The organism is Streptomyces sp. NPDC097981 (genome assembly GCF_040302565.1).
Lineage (GTDB): Bacteria > Actinomycetota > Actinomycetes > Streptomycetales > Streptomycetaceae > Streptomyces.
This window is the reverse complement of sequence record NZ_JBEORW010000001.1, coordinates 375,584-394,969: the sequence shown is the minus strand read 5'-3', so window position 1 is coordinate 394,969 and position 19,386 is coordinate 375,584. Positions and strand designations below refer to the sequence as shown.

Below are 19,386 nucleotides of genomic sequence, written 5' to 3'. Positions count from 1 at the left end.
GACGACGGATAGACAAGCACGCGAAGCTCCTGGCGGACACGGGTGATCTTGGTCGAGAACCCGTCTACCAGGAGCTTCGTCGTTCCGTACAACCCATGCCCACCAACACCCCGACGCCACAGCCAGGTTGGAAAGGGCTCATCAAAAGGTACCTGCCATTCGCAGATCTTGGTGGATTACGCTCGACCGTCGCCACTGTCGGTGCCATCGAGCAGGCTGAACGTCCACACGGTCCACACCTACATCGCCGTACGGCCGCCCAGGCCTCCTGGACGGAAAGGTCAAGCCCAGCCACGTCTTCGGCTGCACCGTCGGACGCACCAAGGTTCCCGACGCCTGCCGTACCCGGACCGCCGTGAGGTCCTCCAGCTGCTCGTCCGCCCCTGCCGCCGGGGCAGCCTCGGCCGGCTCCCAGCTTCTACGTGGGAACCGACTTCCAGGGGCGTGTCAGGCCGATTCCCAGAGGCCGGCGTCCAGGGCAGGCTGAGCTCCCGTTACGCGCAGGACGTCTGGAAACGTGCTTGGCGCGGTCCTCACGTGCGCATCCGGTCATCGTCGTAGATGCGTCGATCCCGGTGTCCTCCTCGTCCAGGGCTCGCAGCAATGCCTGGACGCCTCGCCCGTGCAAGTCGGCGGCTGTCGGCTGGTCCCGGGATGTCGATGCCGCCGAATGGCGTGGTCAGGCGAAGGCCGCTCGTCCGCGGCATACGGCGGGCCTCGGGCGCGAACTGCCACAGCTTGCCCTCCGATAGACAAGCGATCTCACGCAAAACGCATCCCCGTCCGGTGTGCTGGTTCCGTGACACGCCATAGTGCCACGCCACTCCGACACCGGCCGACGATGCCCAATCAGCCTGCATTTTTGGTCAGTTGAACGCGCGCAGTACCTCCGCGCTTGATGATGAGCGAGCACCCGCCACACCACGGCGACCACCACGTGGGCACACTCGACCGGTGCGGTGGATGCCTTCCGCGGCCTTCCCGTCGCGGAAGGCTTTCTCGATCCCTCACACGAGGTTCTTCTCCATGGCTGCGACGTAGTTCTTGATGGGGTGGTCACGCAGGGCGTCGCTGGCGGGGGCGAGGAGATCGGCGGTGGCGCCCTTGACCCGGTCGGTCAGTGCGCTCATCAGCGGCATGGAGGAGCGGATGCGCCCGCTTGCGTCGATGTAGTGCAGGGTGTCGACGTGGGTGTAGGTGGGCTCGGGCGGCAGCTGCGGGACGATGTCGTTGTTGTTGACGTAGCGGTGCAGGCGGTCTTTGAAGCCGTTGTTGCAGGAGGCGGCCAGGAGCCGGTCGCAGGTGCGGGGCTGGCCGTAGGTGTAGATGCCGTCGGCCTGCAGGCGCGGCTCCTCCAGGTACATGCGGCAGCCGGCGAGCATCGCGAGTGCGCCGCCGAGGCTGTGGCCGGTGAACCACACGCTCTGGTCGTTGTCGCGGAAGTCCGCGAGCGCGTCCCTGACGGTGGTGAAGATCGAGTCGAGGGCCTGGCCGAAGCCGTAGTGGATGTAGCCGGTCTTGCCCGGTCCCGGCCACGGGGGTGTGGTGGCGTCCGACAGCCAGTCCCGGATCTGCGCGGGCTCGGTGCCCCGGAATGCCATGATGATCATCTTGTCGCTGGCGATCGTGTACGCCTGGGTGTCCTCCAGCGGGAACGGCGGGGTGAACCGGGTGTGGTGGTGACGCACCCGGTCGAAACCCCATCCGCAGGCCTTGGCGTCGATGGTGGCCTCGTCCTTGTAGGCGAGGTCGGCGGCCTGGACCATCCAGTACGCGAGCTGGGGGCTGTGCTTCTTGGCGGTGTGGTCGATCATCGACGGTACGGACACGGCTTCTCTCCCGGCCATGGTGAGTAGTGCGTGAGGCCCTCCACGAAGCAGTGCGCGGACGGATTTCGCCCGGCCCGGTCGTGGGCTGAAAGCCCGGCTCCGGCCTGCTGGGCAACCAGACGCTAGCCGTGAACCGATGCGGCTCCCGGCTCCCGCTGCCCCGACCGATACGCAGGAACGATCCCTCGTCACCCGGACGGACCGCGACTTCTCACGGACACGGCAGCCGCGCACGGCGGTCGCGACGCAGGTCCAGGGTGGCGCAGTGGAACGTGATGTCTGTCGACGACGAGCAGGTTCATGCTCACCCAGGCGCTCGTCATGTAGAGCGGGGGTGTGATGCGCGGCTCGGGGTGTGGGGCGGGGACGAGCTCCCGGTCCGCCATCGGGGTGCCGGCCAACGCGGCCGGAGCGATCCGGTCCGGGTTGTCCCAGGCCGGATGGGCGGCGTCGCCGATGACCCAGTCGTCAAGGGCCGACGGCGCCCCGCGCCGACCGGGTCGACGTCGAAGTTGACGGGCGACGGGCGACGGCAGCCACCTGGCCCCGTCCCGCCGGCACTGCTGCACCAGTGGCCAGTACGCCAGTTGCTCGTGCCGCCGACTGCGCCAGGCCCTGGACGCCTCGACGATCGCATCACCCATCACGAGTAGCGCGTCGCGCGGCATGGCCGCCGAGTACCCGCCCAGCCGCGACCACGGGACCGCACGCGGACGGTGCACCCGACACTCCAGCTCTTCCAACAGCTCTGCGAGGGCCTGGAGCTCGCGCTCCGCGTCCTCCACGATCCTCGGTGGGAAGGGTGGCCGGGACGGAACTCGTCCCAGTGCTCGCGCGGCATGGCCGCCTCCACCATACGGCGGTCCTCGGCCGGGAACATCGCGCCGTACGCGGTGCCGACGAGCACCTCGCGCAACGGACGGTCCGCCCCGGTGAGCCGCAGAACGCCGCGAGTGACACCGGCCGCGCCCAGGACCCGCAGCGTGCCCGGCACGTCGCTGAGGCCGTTGACCTCCGTGCCGGTCGGTCCGAGCACCGCGACCAGCCGGATACCGGAGCCCGGCAACGCGGCCGCGCCGCCGGGGTAGTCGGCCGAATCAGCCGTGAGCGCGTGTGCGCTCCGGGCAGCCGGGCCGAGTGAACCGCTGAGCACTGCGCCGATGCCGCACCACAGTGAAAGCGTCCGCCTGAGCCGTGGGAAGTCACCCTGCATGGAAGCCAGGCCCTCCTGTCACCGTGGGCAGCCTCAGTCCGCTCATGCCATCTGCCGTGACACCGAGACCCGGTGGCCGACACGCGCCACCTCAGCGTGTGCCGGCCGTTCGACGACAGCTCCTGGCCCGGCTCGCTGTCCAGGGCGCTCACCGGGATGCTCACTGAATCCCAGCCGTGGGCTTCCTGGAGGAACTTCGCCTTGTAGGTGGACGTCCGTTCGGGAAGGTCCGCGAAGAAGGTCTGCCGGGTCGACGGACGGAAGACGGCCAGTCGCCGGGTCTCATAGGAAGGTGTCATGACGCTGTACCCACCTACGGGCTCCGCTGCGACCTGGCCGGCGACGACCTGAACCCTGCGCATTGCACGGTCGCGCGGGCTTCCCGTCGGATTGAATGGGTGCCGTGACACATGCTCTGCGTTTCACCGAGGAAGACCTGCGCCGGCTGGCGGGAGCACGCTCCTTCGAGCGGGGGCTCGGCTATCTGTCCGCGGTCTCACAGCTGGAGATCGGTGACGAAACGATCAACGCCACCGTCGACGGAAGCGACGCCTACGAGGTGGAGCTGGCCGAGGACAAGGACTGCGGGCTCACCGGCTGGTGCGACTGCCCCTACGGCCAGGAGGGCAACTTCTGCAAGCACTGCGTGGCGGTCGGCCTGGTCGTCCTCGGGCAGGCCGATTCCGTACCGCAGCAGCGGTCGGCCGCCGCCTCGCGCACCCGGCTGCTCGACGGCTGGCTGGAGTCCCGCACTCGGGAGGAACTCCTTGCCCTGGTGCGGGAGCAGCTCGTCGATGACCGTGACCTACGGCGGCGCCTGGAGCTGCGGGCGGCAGCCGCCGGCGAGGACACCGGCATCGTCCGGGAGCGCGTCCTGAGCCTCCTCGACACCCGCCCCTTCGCCCGCTACGGGTACGTCGAGTACGCCGACGCCCACGCCTACGGCCGGCAGGCTGCAGAGGCCGTCACCGCACTGCGGGCGCTGACGGCGAGCGGCCGGTCGGCGGTCGCAATGGAGGTCGCCCGCGAGGCCCTCCGGGCCCTGGGACGCACGTATGGCGAGATCGACGACTCGGACGGCCTGGTCGGGCAGGTCGCCACCGGGCTGGCCGAAGCCCGTCTCGAAGCCTGCCGCACCGCCCGGCCCGACCCGGTGGAGACCGCCGAGTGGCTGGTGCCGTATCTGCTGGACGAGGCGAACGACGCCATCGGCATCGACCTCTTCGACTACCGGGAGGTGCTCGGTGACCCGGGCCTGGCCCGGGCGCGCGCATTGGGCGTGGCCGCCTGGCGGGCCAACCCGAAGGGGTGGGCGGAGAAGCACCTCATGGAGCGCCTGTTGAAGGCCGGCGGCGACAGCGTGGACGCGCTGGTTGAGGTCCACGCGGCGGACCTCGCCCCCGACGGCCGCACCCACCTGGTGATCGCCAGGGAACTCGAAGCGGCGGGCCGCGAGGGCGAGGCCCTGGAGTGGGCGGAACGCGGCCTGCGGGAGACCGTCTCGGAGTGGGGACCGGACGACGATCTGGTCGCCTTCGTCTGCGAGCGCTATGAGCGGGCCGGCCGCCCGGCCGACGTAGTCGCTGTCCGCCGGGACCTGCTGCGCGCCCGCCCCTCGCTGGCCGCCTACCGGCACCTGCGTACGGCGGCCCGTGCGGCCGGAGTCTGGGAGGGTGCCGAACGCACGGGCGCCCTGGAGGTCCTGAAGGCCGTCTCCAACCCCAAGAAGGGCCGGTGGTACGACGGCTCCCCGCTGGTCGACGCGCTCATCGACGACAACGACCTCCAGGCTGCCTGGCAGGCCGCCACCGACGGCTACGCAGACCAGCGGCAGTGGCTCGCCCTGGCCGACCGGATCCGCGACCGGCAACCGGCCGACGCGGTGGCCGTCTACCTGCGCTGGATCGAGCCGCTGCGCAAGCAGACCGGTGACCATACGTACGAACGCCTCGCGGAGCTGCTGCTCAGCGCCCGCGCCTGTCATCGCGCGCTGGGTACCGAAGGCGAGTTCGCCGCCTACCTCGCCGCCCTGCGCGCCGACCAGAAACGCAAGCGCAAGCTGATGGCCATTCTCGACCAGCACGGGCTCTGACCGTCTCACCCGCCAAGCGCCAAGGGATACGGAGGGTGAGTCCATCCGCGAAGACATCCGCGCGTGGGTGGGCGAGGACAGCAGCCGTGGGACCGCTTCGTGGCGCAACCACACTGCCGGCCCCTGACCTGGGAGGCCGGTGGCAGCCCGTACCCGCCGACCGGGCCGGCCGACCACATCTTCATCAGCGTGACCGGCCGAAAGGCCGACGGCATTCAGGGCACGACCTGGTGGGACATCGACACCGATCACGTCCCGGACACCGTCGACCCCGATGAGTGGGCGGCCCTGGCAGGTGTCGACCTCGCGCGCCTGGCCAAACGGCTGGGCGGCACCGGCAAGGACTGGACGGGCCTGCACACCCTCTTGAACGCCGTCCCCGCCGGACGGTGGACGACCTACGGGGACGTGGCAACCGTGATCGGCAGCCACGCCGTCCCGGTCGGCACCCACCTGGCAACCTGCGGCCAGTGCCCCCATACCTGGCGGGTCCTCAACGCAGCGGGCCGCGTCAGCCCCGGCTTCCGCTGGACCGACGCCACACGCACGGACTCTCCCGCCGCCGTCCTGGCAGCCGAGGGCGTCCGCTTCGACGCAGGCGCCGCCACTCAGGAGACGCGTCTCGCGTTGGACGGACTTCGGGGCATGCTCGGCGACTGAGTACGACGTGCGGCCCGATGACCACAGGGCGCCCAGGGCGGTCGTCGGCGCGGCCACCTCTGTGACGGCCCATCTCCTTCCGGCCCCGCAGATTCCGGCCGGCGCGGCGGCTGGATACCGGTGCCAACCGGGCATGGCGCTCCACCGCTTGGCCGAGGCGGCCACGGTGCCCGAAGCGCCGCCAACCCGGCCTACCTCGCCCCGACGCGGACCCGGGCCGGCTGCTCGCGACGAGCACCAGGTCTTCGAGCAGATCAAGGCCAAGCGGGCCGCCGTGCCTCGGCACGAAGTCTCGGCGTCGGTTGTAGGCGGCAGCGGAAGCGGGAGCGCTGTTTTCGGTCACCGGGTTGCCAACTGGGTGATCACGGCTGACTTCCCGGTAAAGGGGAGGGATGCGCAAGGTGACCGAACCGAGCGATCCCACACCGGAATTGTCACGCTGAGTGACGGAATCCTGTGAATTTCCAGTACCTTCCGACTGTCCCCTTGGTGATGTCATGACGAATCCTTGAGGGCCACTTCCAGTCAACACCGGCTCGCATGGTTGTGCCAGGATCTTTGAAGATGCAACGCTCTTGATCGAGCCAGAGATTGAGAACGCAAGGAAATTCGCCGCTGCGTTCCAAACCCGGGGAGAGGAGAAGAGCAGGCAGGTGTCACGCCATGCGTGGGACCGCCGAGTGGATCAGTCATCGAAATGAAGTACGGTCGACATCGGCCTACCTGTTCGGGGGATGCCCAATGAAGGTTGGGATCGACAAGGTGCGCGCTCTGATGGTCGAGGCATGCCGGCGGAGCAAAGTGCCGGCAGATTCTGTGGATCTCGTCGTCGATCACTACCTGCTCGGGGAAACCCAAGGGAAGCACTCACACGGCGTGGCGAAATTCTGCTTCGAATCCCAGTTTTTTGGTGAGCGACAGGGGCCGCCTCGCACGGTGCGTGAGCACGGTGCGCTTGCCGTCGTGGATGCCCAACGTGAGATCGGCCCGGTCAGTGCGGACTATGCAGTTCGGGTTGCGGCCGACCGGGCACGCGAACTGGGTGCGGGCATCGTCGGAATGATCAACACGCAGCGATACGGGGTGCTGTCACCCTGGGCGGAGTACCTGGCGAGGGCCGGTTTCCTGGGGATCGTGATGAACACGTCCCGCGCTGACAGTACGGTCGAGGGGGCTCGAACGCCCTTTCTCGGCGTCAACCCCATCAGCTATGCCGTGCCGACGGACGACGAGCCTCTTGTGGTAGACATGTCCACCACGAAATCACCAATGGGCGTGCTCTGGGAAGCGCGGCGCGGTGTCGCCGAGCTGCCACCCGAAAGTTTTGTCGATCTTGACGGTAAGTTTACGACCGATCCTCATGCTGCCGAATCGGCCATGATTTTCGGTGGCCACAAGGGGTTTGCCGTCTCGTTGTTGATCCAGATCATGACCGGATCCCTCTTCGGCTTCCCCATGGGGCCTGACGTTGAGTCTACGTGGACCACCGGGTACACGTTCATCGCGATCGACCCCTCCTTCGGTGGGGAACTCGGCGATTTCACGAAGAACAATTCAAGACTCGTCCAGATGATGGAATGCGTCGATACACGAGACTCGCAGCCGTTTCGGGTTCCAGGACGTCGGAGCCAGGCGCACCTGCATGCTGTCAACTCTTCCGGGAAGTTGGACATACCTGAATCCGTCTACCGCAGACTGGAAGCGCGAGCCGCCGGCGACTTCGCATCCGACTGATGTTTCGCCGTTATTCATGGGGGCGCAATGACAGCACGATCAGCTGCGAAATTTCACTGGTTCCTCCCCACCGCCAGCGACGGGCGGTCCCTCGCAGTAGGCACGCACGGCACACACGGCGCGGCCGCCGGCAGTGATCACGCCCCCGAAGGCGGGGCGGACCGGTTCAGGGCACCCGACATCGCCTACCTCGCGCAGGTCGTGCAGGCGGCTGAGCATCAGGGCTTCGATGGGATTCTGACTCCCACCGGAACGTGGTGCGAAGACGCGTGGCTGGTCACCGCTGCGCTGGCCCGGGAGACCGAGCGGCTGAAATTCCTGGTCGCCTTCCGGCCCGGGTTCATTTCACCGACCCTCGCGGCGCAGATGGCTTCCACCTTCCAGCGGCTCTCCCGCGGCAGGCTCCTGCTGAACGTGGTCACCGGCGGCGAACGTGACGAGCAGGCCCGCTTCGGCGACCACCTCTCCAAGGAGCAGCGCTACGCGAGAACCGCAGAGTTCCTGACCGTGCTTCGAGGAGCGTGGAGCGGTAGCCCATTCGATTTCAAGGGCGAGTATTACGACGTCCAGGGCGCCACCGTCGCCGCGCCCCCCAACCCGGAGCCGGCGATCTACTTCGGCGGTTCGTCGGCAGCCGCCGGTCCGGTTGCCGCCCGCCACGTCGACACCTACCTGACGTGGGGGGAACCTCCGGCACAAGTGGCCGGGAAACTTGCATGGATGAGAAAGCTGGCGTCCGAAGCGGGGCGCACCCTCCGTTTCGGGATCCGCTTTCACGTGGTGGCCCGCGACACATCCACGGAGGCGTGGGCGGCAGCCGCACGGCTGCTGGACCGCCTGGACCCCGCACATGTGACGCAGGTGCAGAGTGTGCTGGCGGCAAGTGAATCCACCGGTCAGGCGCGCATGAGTGCTCTGCACGAGACGTTCCGTGACGGTTGGCGTCACGACGACCTCGAGATCTACCCGAACGTCTGGGCCGGCGTGGGTCTCTTGCGGGGCGGAGCGGGCACGGCGCTGGTGGGCAGCCACATGGAGGTGGCCGACCGCATCGAGGAGTACGCGGCCCTGGGCATCGAAGAGTTCATCCTCTCCGGCTTCCCGCATCTGGAGGAGACCTACTGGGTCGGTGAGGGTGTGCTGCCGGAACTGCGCCGTCGCGGCATCGCGCCGACGCCGGGTATGGCCACATGACCCGTGCGAAGAAGACTCCAGGAAGGGGGACGCATGCCGGATGAACTCAGGATGCCCACATTCTGTGAAACAGGGGCCAATCTTCTGCTCTCAGTGGTGGATCTCATCCATCAGAGCGTGCCCAAGACCGTATGGGACACGGAGCGCCTCAGGACGGCCTTCGGCAATCGGACCGTTCCCATGATCCTGGCCGACGGGGACGTGATGGCCTTCGGGCCGTGTCCCGACCGGACACTGGTGGCCTCCGCAGTGCTCCAGAGCCATGGGATCCAGCCGACAATCGTCTACCACGAGCGAAGGGTTCCGGGCTTCACACCCTCCACCGCGCACATTGCCATGGAGATGTCCCTGGACGAGCGTACCTGGATGATGGACTTCGGTAGTCGCGAAACCCGCCTGCTCGATTCGGAGTACTACTTCAATCCCGAGGTTGAGGAGACATTGGCCCTCGAACGCTTCGATCTGCTGGGCATGGACATCGATCTGATGTCGGTCACCCCGAACCAGATCTTCGGGATGGTGGCCACCGAGAACCTCGACATGGATCGCAAGTACGACTACTACGAAAAACAGTCGCGCAGATACAGCGGGCAGGTCCTTGAGGACCGTTTGGCCCTCGACAGGACACACAGCGTCTATTACGAACTCTGATTCGATATCAGCTACGTCGCTCGTGCACGAAACGAGAGTGAATTGACCGAAGTGGCCTACGAGATTGAGAATCTCGTAAAGATCTACCCACGCCAGACCGAAGCGGCGACCAATGACGTCTCCCTGGACATCCGCGCCGGCGAGGTGTTCGGAATTCTGGGGGACAACGGAGCGGGAAAGACCACACTGGTAAGACAGATGGTCAACCTGCTGCGCTCGACGTCCGGCGAAATCAGGCTCTTCGGCCAGTCGGTGTTGGGGAATCCGTTGTTCGTGAGCCGGACCGTCGCTTACATGCCGCAGAGCAGTATGGCGCTCAACCGTCTGAAGGTGAAGGAGGCCATCTATTTCGCCGCGCACCTGCGCGGCATGTCACGCCGGGATGCCGCCCGCGAACGCGACGCGATGATCGAGACGTGGCAGCTCGGTCCGGTCCGGGACAAGTCGAGTTCCCGTCTCTCAGGCGGCCAGCAGCGTCTTCTCCAGCTCGCCCTGGCCACGGCGGGCCGCCTGCCCGTCGCGGTACTCGACGAGCCGACGAACGACCTGGACCCCGTCAACCGCAAGCACGTCTGGGAAGTACTGCGGAAGTTCAATGCCGAGTACGGCACGACGATCCTCTTCATCACGCACGACGCGATCGAGGCGGAACGCATCGTCCATCGTGTCGGCATCATGCGGAAGGGAAGTTTTCTCGCGATCGGCCAGCCGGCTCAGCTGAAACGGAAGCTGCTGGATCACATGCGGCTCGAAGTGTGGCTGCCTCCCGGTGAAGTACCCGCACTCCCGGCCGACATACCGCAGTACTGGAAATCAGACGACAACGTCGTCCTCTCGATTCCTCGTGACCGTGCGCCTGCGCTGTTGTCCGAGCTGAGGCTGCACGAATCGATTGACTACCGACTCTACTCGGCGACCCTGGAAGACTTGTACCTGCACTATGCGAATTCAGACTGAACGCCCGGGGCTGGCAGCCCAGTTCATCGACTTGTGGCTCATGCAACTCTCCAACTGGCGATGGTCCTGGCGCGCCATGATGGTCACAGGAATCATCACCCCCCTCATGACCGTCGCAGCGCTCGGGGCATTCGCCAGGGAGCGGGGGCAGGAGTCTCTCGTCTACGTGCTCACCGGCAGTATTCTGCTGTCCCTCATGTTCGAGAACCAGAACAAGGTTGCCCAGAATTTCGCCTACATGAAGGCCATGGGGACCTTGGACTTTCTTGGCACTCTTCCAGTACGTCGATATATGGTCATCCTGGCCACGGTTCTGGCGTTCTTCGCGCTTTCCGCGCCGGCGCTCGTGATGACCCTGCTCCTGGGATCGTTGATCCTCGGAGTCCACCTCTCGGTGAACTGGCTGGTCGTCCTCGTCATCCCGCTCTGCGTGCTGTCTCTCGCGGGTATCGGGGCGGTCATCGGGATCGTGACCCGAACCCAGGAAGAGGCGAGTTCGCTCACCCTGCTGGTCACGATGATCCTGCTGTTCTTCGGACCGGTGATCATCCCTGCGAATCGTCTTCCGGGATGGCTGCTGACCATCAGCCACGTCAGTCCGACCACATATGCGGCCTCGGCGATACGGCAAGTACTCGTCGGACCGGTGACCGGGCACATCTGGCTCGACCTGCTCGTCTTGCTGGCGCTCACCGGAATCACCCTCTGGTTCTCCGGTTCCCGCATGCAATGGAAGGCCAATTAGAAGACCGCGTTACAGGAGGACACGATGTCCGAAACGCAAACACTCGACGATGTCTCGGCATCCACACGGCTCGCCTGGAGCGTGCTGTTCGGCGGAGAGTCGCTCCACGACGTCGACCACGAACTGCTTCGCTCGCTGCAGGACGATCCCGAGACGTGGGGTCGCCTGATCCTCGATACCTGGACGACGTTCACCGCTCTCGGCGGTCGGAGTGCGCCTGCAGGAATCCGTGCCCGACGGGCGGCCTCACCAGCGGTGAGCGCCACCGTCACGCGGATCGCTCCCCGAGAAGAGGCAGAGGAAGCAGGAGACCGGGAAGGGCGCGATGCGGTCCGCGACGAGGTGCCGTCCTCCGCAGGCCGGGTCGAGATCGCGGCGCCCGAGCCTCCGGCGCTTCCAGACCGGGCGGAGACTGCTGCCGAGTCACCGGCGGCCGCGGCGCCGCCGGCTCCCCGGCCGAGGCCTCGTGCGACGCCCGCCCCCGCCGGGACGGCGAAACCGCTCGACTTCTTCGACCCCGACGACGAGGACGGGTCCCAACCGGTACGCCGGACCGTCACCGTGGAGGAGGTCAAGGCCCGCCTGGTGGAGCTGATTGCCGAAGTCAGCGGCTATCCCGCCGATGTCTTCGAAGACCACCTCGACCTTGAGGTCGACCTCGGCATCGACTCCATCAAACAGGTGGAAACGCTGGTCAAGGTCCGCGAGGAGTACGGCCTGCCGATGGATGAGGACTTCCTCATGCGTGACTACGCCACGATCGGGAAGATGGCCGACTACATCGTGGGTCGCCTGGAAAAGGAGACCTGAGCCCGTGCGAGAGGACTTGCCCGGATACACCGGCAAGGTGGCGCTGGTCGTCGGCAGCAGCCGTGGCCTCGGGCGGCACGTGGCCGAGTTGCTGGCCGGCCAGGGCGCGAGGGTCATCGTCAACTCCGCCTCGACCGCAGTGGACGGCAAGAACGTCGCGCGCACCATCAGGAAGAACGGCGGACAGGCCCACTACGTCTGCGCCGACGTGGCCAGCGAGGACCAGGTCGCCGCCATGGCCGACCTGATCGGGGAGAAGTTCGGTCGCCTGGACATCGCGGTGCATTGCGCGGCCGGCGGCTCGGAGGCACGCGTCATGGACGCCACCCTCCCCATGTTCGAGCGGACGTTCAGCGTCAACTCCTACTCCATGGTCACCCTGGCCCGGCACCTGTCCCCGCTGATGCCCGCGGGCTCACGGTTCGTGTACATGAGCAGCATGGGTGCGATTCGGGCATCGCACGGCTATGGCGTGGTGGGCGCCGCCAAGGCGGCCAGCGAGGCCCTGGTGCGTTCGCTCGCACTCGAACTGGCTCCGCTGGACATCACCGTGAACGGACTGCGCACCACAGCCTTCCCGAGTGTCTCACTGCGCTACTTCTCCAGCAGCGGTGACTGGCTCGACATGTGCGAGCGGGAGTCCCCACTGGGCCCACCACCGGTGGAGAAGGTTGCAGAAACGATTCTGCTGCTCTGTTCGCAGGCCGCAGGCTACATCACCGGACAGATGCTCAACGTGGACGGCGGTTGGCTGACCTCGGTGCTGCGCGCCCGAGGGGCCGACGCCGGCGTCGGCCCGATCCCGCACTGAGCCGACATTCAACGCCCCGGCCTGGGAGTGGAAAGAATGGAATTCGAACCGGTCGCCATCGTGGCAGCGGAGTGCAGACTGCCGGGCGCAGCCGACCTGCAGGAATTCTTCCGGAACGTTCAGGATGGAACCTGCTCGATCAGTGAGGCGGCCGACGCCTTCTGGGACGGCTGCGAGGTCTACGACAAGAACGACGGGGGGCACCTCAACACCTCGTACACCAACCTCGGCGGGTTCCTCGGCCCCTGGGAACTGGACCGCAGCGCCTTCCGCATCGCGCCGCGCGTCATTGAGCGGATGGACCCGACCCACGCCCTGGGCCTGGAAATGGCGCACCGCGTCATCGGTCAGGCCGAGCGGAGCGGGCCCTTGCCCCGGGACGAGACGGCGGTGATCGTCGCCAATGTCGCGGGCGGCTCGACCAGCCGGATCAACGCGAACATGAAGGTGCAGTCCGAACGCTGGGCCGGCGCGCTGCGCCGTCGAGAGCCGGGCCTTGCCGACGTGTTGGACGAGCATCAGAAGAACGAGCACGTGCGGTACCCGGACAAACGCGAGGACCTCGCCCTCAACGGGGAGTCCGGCACGATCGGCGGCCGGATCGCCAACTACTTCGACCTGCGCGGGACCCACTACGGCATCGACGCGGCGTGCGGCAGCTCGCTCGCAGCGGTGCACTCCGCCTGCATGGGGCTGCACCAGGGGGAGTTCGACGCCGCCTTGGTGACCGCCGTGGGGATCCTCACCCCGGACATCTTCGTCGTGAACAGCGCCGCGCGGACCCTCTCGAAGGACGGCAGCTTCCCTTTCGGTTCCGCCGCCAACGGCCTGGTGCCGGGCGAGGGCGGGGTGGGCCTGCTGCTGATGCGACTGGCGGACGCCCGGCAGCAGGGGCGCCCGGTGCTCGCCGTGATCCGTAACATCGGGTACAGCACCAACGGCCGGACCACCTCGACCTGGGCTCCTTCCGCCGAGGCGGAAGAGCGTGCCATCCGCAGAGCCTTCGACGGCATGCCCTTCGGCATGGAGGATGTCGACTACGTGGAGGCGCACGGCACTTCGACCCGAGCGGGAGACGGGGCCGAGTTCGACGCGATGCTGCGCACCTACGGCTCGGTGACGCGCACGAGTCCCCTGCCGTTCGGCTCCGTGAAGAGTCTCATCGGTCACACGGTGGAGAGCGCCGGCCTCGTCGGCATGCTGCGCGGACTCTTCCTCTTCGAAACCGGCACCCTCCCTGCGACGGTGAACGTCGAAGACGTGCGCCCGGAGCTCGTCGCGGCCGTGAGTCGCCTGCGGCTCCAGCAGACGAGCGAGGTCCTCGCCCCGGCCGGGGGGCGACCGCGCCGCGTGGGAGTGAGCGCCTTCGGCTACGGAGGCATCAACTACCACCTCCTGCTGGAGCAGCCCGGAACCGAGGGTGTCACCACCCACCGGAGCCGCCCGCGACGCCGACGCGACCGGACCCCCATCGCCATCATCGGCTTGGAGGCGGTTCAGCCCGACGCCACGGACGCGACCGCGTTCTGGCGCAATCTGAGGGAGGGGCTGGCCAGCCGACAGGACCTGCGCGTCCGAGTGCCCAGCCGCGACCTGGACCTGGCGGACGCGGGCCTGCGACGCCAGTCCGACTACCTGCAGAACGCGGCGCTCGTCGACGTACCCGACACCGTGGACAATCCCCGGTTCCGCATCCTGCCCAACCAGGTGCCCGGACTCACCGACGAATACCTCGTCCTGCTGTCCTGTGCGGCCAACCTCGCGAGCGCCGTCGAACGTGCCAGCGCCTGCGTCGATCCGACGCGAGCCGGCTGCATCGTGGGGCAGCTTCCCGACTCGGACCGAGAATTCGAACTGAATCAGTCGCTACGGTTCGTGCCCTGGCTGCGCCGGCTGCGCAGGCTCGCCCGGGCCCGCGGCGTCGAGGCTCCATGGGCCGCGCTCCGGGACGACCTGTGGAGCGACCCCACGCTTGAGCTCCGCACCGTGAGCCAGGACACCTCGGTCGCAGGCTTTGGCTCCACCCTGTCCTCGACCCTGGCCAGCGCCTTCGACCTGCGCGGCAAGAGCTACGCGGTACGCGCCGCCTGCGCAACCGGACTGGCCGCTCTGTCCCTGGCCGTGCAGGAACTGCGGCAGCGCACCTTGGACTTCGTACTGTGTGGAGCCGTGGGCATGGGGGTGGGCCTCGTCAACCACACGGCACTGGCCGCGATCCGGGCCCTGAGCGGCAGCGGACTGGGTCGCCCGTACGACGAAAAGGGCGACGGCTTCATCATGGGAGGCGGCGCAGGACTGCTCTGTCTCAAGCGGCTGCCCGACGCGGAACGCGACGGCGACCCGGTCCTCGCGGTCGTACGCGAGGTGCGGGGCGGCAGCGACGGCAAGGGACGCAGTCTGCTGGCGCCCAACGTCGAGGGGCGCCGGTTCACCATGGAACGCACCTACCGCGACTCCGGGCTGACTCCCTCGGACATCAACTATGTCGAAGGCCACGGAGCCGCCACGGCGTTGGGCGACCGGTCGGAGGTCGAAGCCCTGTCCGGCGTCCTCGGCAACGAGGAGACGGTCTTCCTCGGAAGCGTGAAAGGCAACGTCGGTCACCAAAAGGGTGCCTCCGGCATGTCCTCGGTGATCAAGACAGCCCTCTGCCTCCACCACCGTGAACTGGTGCCCACGCCGGGATACGAGAACCCGCATCCGGCCCTCGAACTGGAGCAGCGGCGGTTCGAGGTGCTGACTGAGACGCGGCCTTGGCCTGCCCCGCAGGACGGTGCCCCGCGCCGCGCGGCCGTCAACGCCTTCGGGCTCGGGGGCATCAACTACCACGCCGTACTGGAGGAGTACGCGCCCACCGGGACCGAGCGGCCGAGGGCGGCACGGACCGCGCCGCGCGAGGCGGGCCCGGAGCAGAACATCGCGATCTGGACCGCGCCCGGCCGCGCAGAGCTGGACTGCGCCCTGGCCGCCTTCGCCGAGCACGGCGAGGCTCCGCCGCCGCCCGTCCCGGGCCACGCATACCGCGTGGCGGTCGACGGGGGCGCAGGCCGTGACACGGCTCGGGCCCTGCGCGACAAGGTCCGCAGGTACCTCACCACCGGCCCGGACAAGCTCACCCCCGGACAGTGGGACGCCATGGGGGTGTTCGCCGGGCGGACGGATCTTCCGCCCGGGGGCGTCTGCCGGCTCTATCCCGGCCAGGGCAGCCAGTACCCCGGCATGCTGCGCGAGGCGGCCTCGGCGATCGGCGGTGCGGAGGACACAGTACGAGCCGCGGCCGATGTACTCGCGACAGAGGTACCGGGAATGCTTGAAGACTTCTGGCGCGGGGACCCCGCAGCCGGCGAGCGGTGGCTGTCCCGCACGGAGAACTGCCAGGTTGCCACCCTGGTGGTGAGCACCGCCCTGGGGGACTGGCTCGACGGCCTCGGTGTGGCCGCCGACTTCCATCTCGGGCACAGCTTCGGTGAGGTGTCCGCGCTGTCGGCCGCCGGCGCGATCCCGTTCCCCGACGCGCTGCGCACCGCTCACCGCCGCGGCACCATCGCCGCCCAGGGGCGTGGCGGATCCCGGCAGGGGATGGCCGTGCTGTTCACGTCCGCCGCGGAGGCGACTCGTCTGATCGGCGAGGCCGCGAACGACGTCGTCGTCGCCAACCGGAACAGCCGCCGCCAAATCGTCCTCGCGGGACGCGCCGAAGCGCTCGCACAGGTCCTCGATCGTGCGACGGCCGACGGGATCGAGGCGCGGATGCTGCCCATCGAGCGTGCGTTCCACTCGCCGCTCTTGCGTGACGCCGTACCCGCCTACCGCGCGTTTCTCGACTCGGTACCTCTCACCACACCGTCGGCACCGGTGTACGAGACGCTCACCTCGCGGCCGTATCCACGGGACGCGGAGCCCGACAGGATCCGGCAGAGCCTCGCCGAACAGTTCGTGCTCCCCGTGTACTTCGAAACCATGGTGCATGACGCGTACGACCGTGGAGCGCGGGTCTTCGTGGAGGTCGGCCCGAAGCGGGCGTTGTCCTCCCTGGTCGGCGAGTGTCTCGGCACCCCGGCGAACGTACGCACTGTCACCCTGCTCCACCCCAAGGGGGGAGAACTGGCGCAGGTGCGCCGAACCGCCGCGCAGCTCTGGGCCATCGGCCTGACCGATGTTCAGCCAGTCCGCGACGTGACTGTCCGAAAGGCGGCGACATGCTTGGAATGATCCCCACCGCCACACCCGTCACCCTGCGCGAGGTCAGGCACGACCTGGCCGGTCGGCGCGTTCTCGTGATCGGCGACGGAGACGGGCTCGCCGGCGAGACGCTGGCCCGGCTCGGTGCGGCCGGAGCCCACACCGAGGTGGCGACGGTGCGTGAGACCGTACGCCCCTACGCCTCGGAACATCACGCGCCGTTGCTCACAGCGGAGGAACTGTCGGAGCGCCTGGCTTCGGGGCTGCTTCCGGACTGGGTGTTCTTCCTGCCGGGATTCACGGCCCGGGCTCGCCCCGACCAGGGTTTCCGCCCGGAAGAGGGGCTCTACGCCGGTGGGATGACACGGACGCTGTTCCACACGCTGTCCTGTCTAGGGCGGCGCTGGCTGGAGAGGGGCGCCGGCGGCTTCGCCGTGGTCACCCGAGCGGACGGCAGGTTCGGGCTGTCCGGTGCCCGCCCCGGTGACCCGCTCGCCGGGCTTCTGCACGGCACCGTACGCGCACTGCACGCCGAACTTCCGTTGATCCGCACCGTGATACTGGACATCGGCCCCTCGGTGTCCGTCGCCGCCGTCGCCGACCGATTACTCGACCTCGTGTCGGACTCCTCTCACGGACACGTCGAGAGGGGGCTCGCCGGAAACCAAGCGTATGCGACCACACTCGTGCCCGCCTTCGAGCAGCCCGCCGACGTCCCGGGCGCCGGAGGCCGTTTGCCGCTGGAACGCGGTGACACGGTCCTCGCCACCGGCGGCGGGCGCGGGGTGACCGCTCGTGTCGTACGCATGATGGCCGAGGAGGTGCCGTGCCGCTACCTGCTGCTGGGCACCACCGAGCTGGTCAATGTCAGGGCGGCGCTCGGAGTGGGGGACCGCGACGAACTCCTGCGCATGTCCGCCAAAGAGCTCGACGAGCACAAACGGCGCCAGTTCGCGGCGATGCGCCGTGACGATCCGGCGCTGCTGCCTCCCGCGTTCGAACGCCACTGGGCCCGCATCAGCAATTCACTGGATGTCCTGCGGACCGTGACCCGTCTGCGTGACCTGGGCGCCCGCGCCGAATACAGGTGCCTGGACGTCACCGACGCCCACGCCTCTCGCCGCTTCGCCGAGGACCTGGTCAGGACCACCGGGCCGGTGCAAGCGCTGCTGCACGGCGCCGGGGTGGAGACGAGCAGGAACCTGTGCGGGAAGACCCGGGACTCCTGGGAACGGACCGTGGCGGTCAAGACCGCCGGTCTGTACAACCTGAGCCCGGCCCTCGGCGACGAGACCCAGCTGATCATGCTCTTCGGCTCGGCCGCGGGAACGTACGGCAATCCCGGTCAGATCGACTACGCCGGGGCCAGCGAGTTCCTCACGACCGCGGCGTACCGCCTGGCCGCCGACTTCCCGGCAGCCCGCGTGCGTTCGGTGGCCTGGCCCGCCTGGGCCGAGGTGGGGATGGCGGTCCGGCCTTCCTCCCGGGCTGCCCTGGAGCAGCGCGACGTCCGGTTCATGGAGGTGTCCGAGGGCCTGGACTGGGCCGGTGCCCTGCTGCGCAGCCCGAGTCGCGTCCCGACCTGTGTCAGCATCGGGTACGAGGGCATGCCGCCGGAATCCACCGCCACCCGCGACACGGCGCCGTGGGGCTCCGCTCGCGCGAACCGCGGCCACCTGGTGGACCTGTGCTACGAGACGGGCCCCGGACGCTGGGAGGTCCGGTGGACCTACCAGCCCGAACTGGACGCGGCCCTGGCCGATCACCAGGTGGACGGCAACGTCCGTGTGCCCTTCGCCTTCTTCATCGAGCTGGTGTGCCAGACCGCCTCCGCCTGCCTCGGCGACCCCGGAGGATTCACCGTGCGCGCACTGCGCATGCACCAGCCGCTGACACTGGCGCCCGATCGCCCCAGGGAACTGCGGGCCGTGATCGCGCGCACGGCAGACGGCACCCTGCGGGTCACCGTGGAAAGCTCGCCCGTCCGCCCCGACCACAGCTGGGTGCCCGTCACCCTCCGGCATGCGAGCGCCGAGATCGAACCCCTGACCGGGCAGAAGCCGGCACCCCGGATCGACATCCCGCTCGATCGGTCGGAGCCCGTCCCCGTGGCCCACCTGGCAGAGCGGTTTGCCGCCAACCGGATCGTCTACGGACCGGCCTTCCGCGAGATCGTCTCCTGTCGGCGTGACGGCACTCTCCACCTGGCCGAGGTGCGCTCCGGCGCCGGCTGGGACGCGGACGTGCGGGGGCGGTCCTTCTTCGACATCGGCCTGCTCGATCTCGCGCTCCAGACACTCGTCTTCCACCCGGCGACCCGCAACGGAGGGCTTCCCACGGCGGTGGAGGAAATGGTCGTGCTCACGGAGCTCGGCGGCAGCCACTCCGAGGGCTGGGCCGTGGTGGACACGGGCGACGAGAACCTGAGCGTGACCCTGGCCGACTCCGCCGGGCGGGTCATGGCCCAGATCCGCAACCTCGAACTGACCGGGCGCGAGTCGTAGGGCA

General features: G+C 68.2%; 13 protein-coding genes. 11 read left to right on the top strand and 2 right to left on the bottom strand.

All coding sequences use genetic code 11. The features are described 5' to 3' along the window. Nucleotides 1–1,007: 1,007 nt before the first annotated feature. Nucleotides 1,008–1,847: a lipase family protein gene (locus tag ABTY04_RS01635; RefSeq protein WP_502996527.1), complete on the bottom strand. Its 840-nt coding sequence runs from the start codon at nt 1,845–1,847 to the stop codon at nt 1,008–1,010. 170 nt (nt 1,848–2,017) lie between these two features. Further along, a complete protein-coding gene (locus ABTY04_RS01630) occupies nt 2,018–2,614 on the bottom strand; it encodes a hypothetical protein (protein ID WP_352211283.1) in 597 nt (198 codons plus the stop codon). Between the two features lie 831 nt (nt 2,615–3,445). Between ABTY04_RS01630 and ABTY04_RS01625 the strand changes: the two genes are divergently transcribed. The 11 genes from ABTY04_RS01625 (at nt 3,446) to ABTY04_RS01575 (ending at nt 19,382) form a co-directional block, all read left to right on the top strand. Then, nucleotides 3,446–5,134, top strand: coding sequence for an SWIM zinc finger family protein (locus ABTY04_RS01625; protein ID WP_352211282.1), 1,689 nt, complete (start codon nt 3,446–3,448; stop codon nt 5,132–5,134). Nucleotides 5,135–5,323: 189 nt separating this feature from the next. Continuing rightward, nucleotides 5,324–5,794 carry an MGMT family protein gene (locus ABTY04_RS01620; RefSeq protein ID WP_352211281.1) on the top strand — a complete coding sequence of 157 codons (471 nt, stop codon included), beginning with the start codon at nt 5,324–5,326 and terminating at the stop codon, nt 5,792–5,794. A 741-nt stretch (nt 5,795–6,535) separates the two neighbouring features. Further along, nucleotides 6,536–7,528: an Ldh family oxidoreductase gene (locus ABTY04_RS01615; protein ID WP_352211280.1), complete on the top strand. Its 993-nt coding sequence runs from the start codon at nt 6,536–6,538 to the stop codon at nt 7,526–7,528. A gap of 27 nt (nt 7,529–7,555) precedes the next feature. Continuing rightward, on the top strand, nt 7,556–8,722 hold the full coding sequence (locus ABTY04_RS01610; RefSeq protein ID WP_352211279.1) for an LLM class flavin-dependent oxidoreductase: 1,167 nt from the start codon (nt 7,556–7,558) through the stop codon (nt 8,720–8,722). 33 nt (nt 8,723–8,755) lie between these two features. Continuing rightward, nucleotides 8,756–9,373 carry a hypothetical protein gene (locus tag ABTY04_RS01605; protein ID WP_352211278.1) on the top strand — a complete coding sequence of 206 codons (618 nt, stop codon included), beginning with the start codon at nt 8,756–8,758 and terminating at the stop codon, nt 9,371–9,373. Between the two features lie 51 nt (nt 9,374–9,424). After that, nucleotides 9,425–10,330, top strand: a complete 906-nt coding sequence (locus ABTY04_RS01600; RefSeq protein ID WP_352211302.1) for an ABC transporter ATP-binding protein — start codon at nt 9,425–9,427, stop codon at nt 10,328–10,330. Between the two features lie 40 nt (nt 10,331–10,370). Continuing rightward, nucleotides 10,371–11,075, top strand: coding sequence for an ABC transporter permease (locus tag ABTY04_RS01595; RefSeq protein ID WP_352211277.1), 705 nt, complete (start codon nt 10,371–10,373; stop codon nt 11,073–11,075). Between the two features lie 24 nt (nt 11,076–11,099). Further along, nucleotides 11,100–11,885 carry an acyl carrier protein gene (locus ABTY04_RS01590; protein ID WP_352211276.1) on the top strand — a complete coding sequence of 262 codons (786 nt, stop codon included), beginning with the start codon at nt 11,100–11,102 and terminating at the stop codon, nt 11,883–11,885. Between the two features lie 4 nt (nt 11,886–11,889). Next, nucleotides 11,890–12,696: an SDR family NAD(P)-dependent oxidoreductase gene (locus ABTY04_RS01585; RefSeq protein ID WP_352211275.1), complete on the top strand. Its 807-nt coding sequence runs from the start codon at nt 11,890–11,892 to the stop codon at nt 12,694–12,696. A gap of 36 nt (nt 12,697–12,732) precedes the next feature. Beyond that, nucleotides 12,733–16,908 (top strand): beta-ketoacyl synthase N-terminal-like domain-containing protein, encoded by a 4,176-nt coding sequence (locus ABTY04_RS01580; protein ID WP_352211274.1) that lies wholly within the window; start codon nt 12,733–12,735, stop codon nt 16,906–16,908. Continuing rightward, entirely contained in the window at nt 16,896–19,382 is a 2,487-nt protein-coding gene (locus ABTY04_RS01575) for an SDR family NAD(P)-dependent oxidoreductase (protein WP_352211273.1), read from the top strand. The genes ABTY04_RS01580 and ABTY04_RS01575 overlap by 13 nt, the downstream gene beginning before the upstream one ends. Nucleotides 19,383–19,386: the final 4 nt, after the last annotated feature.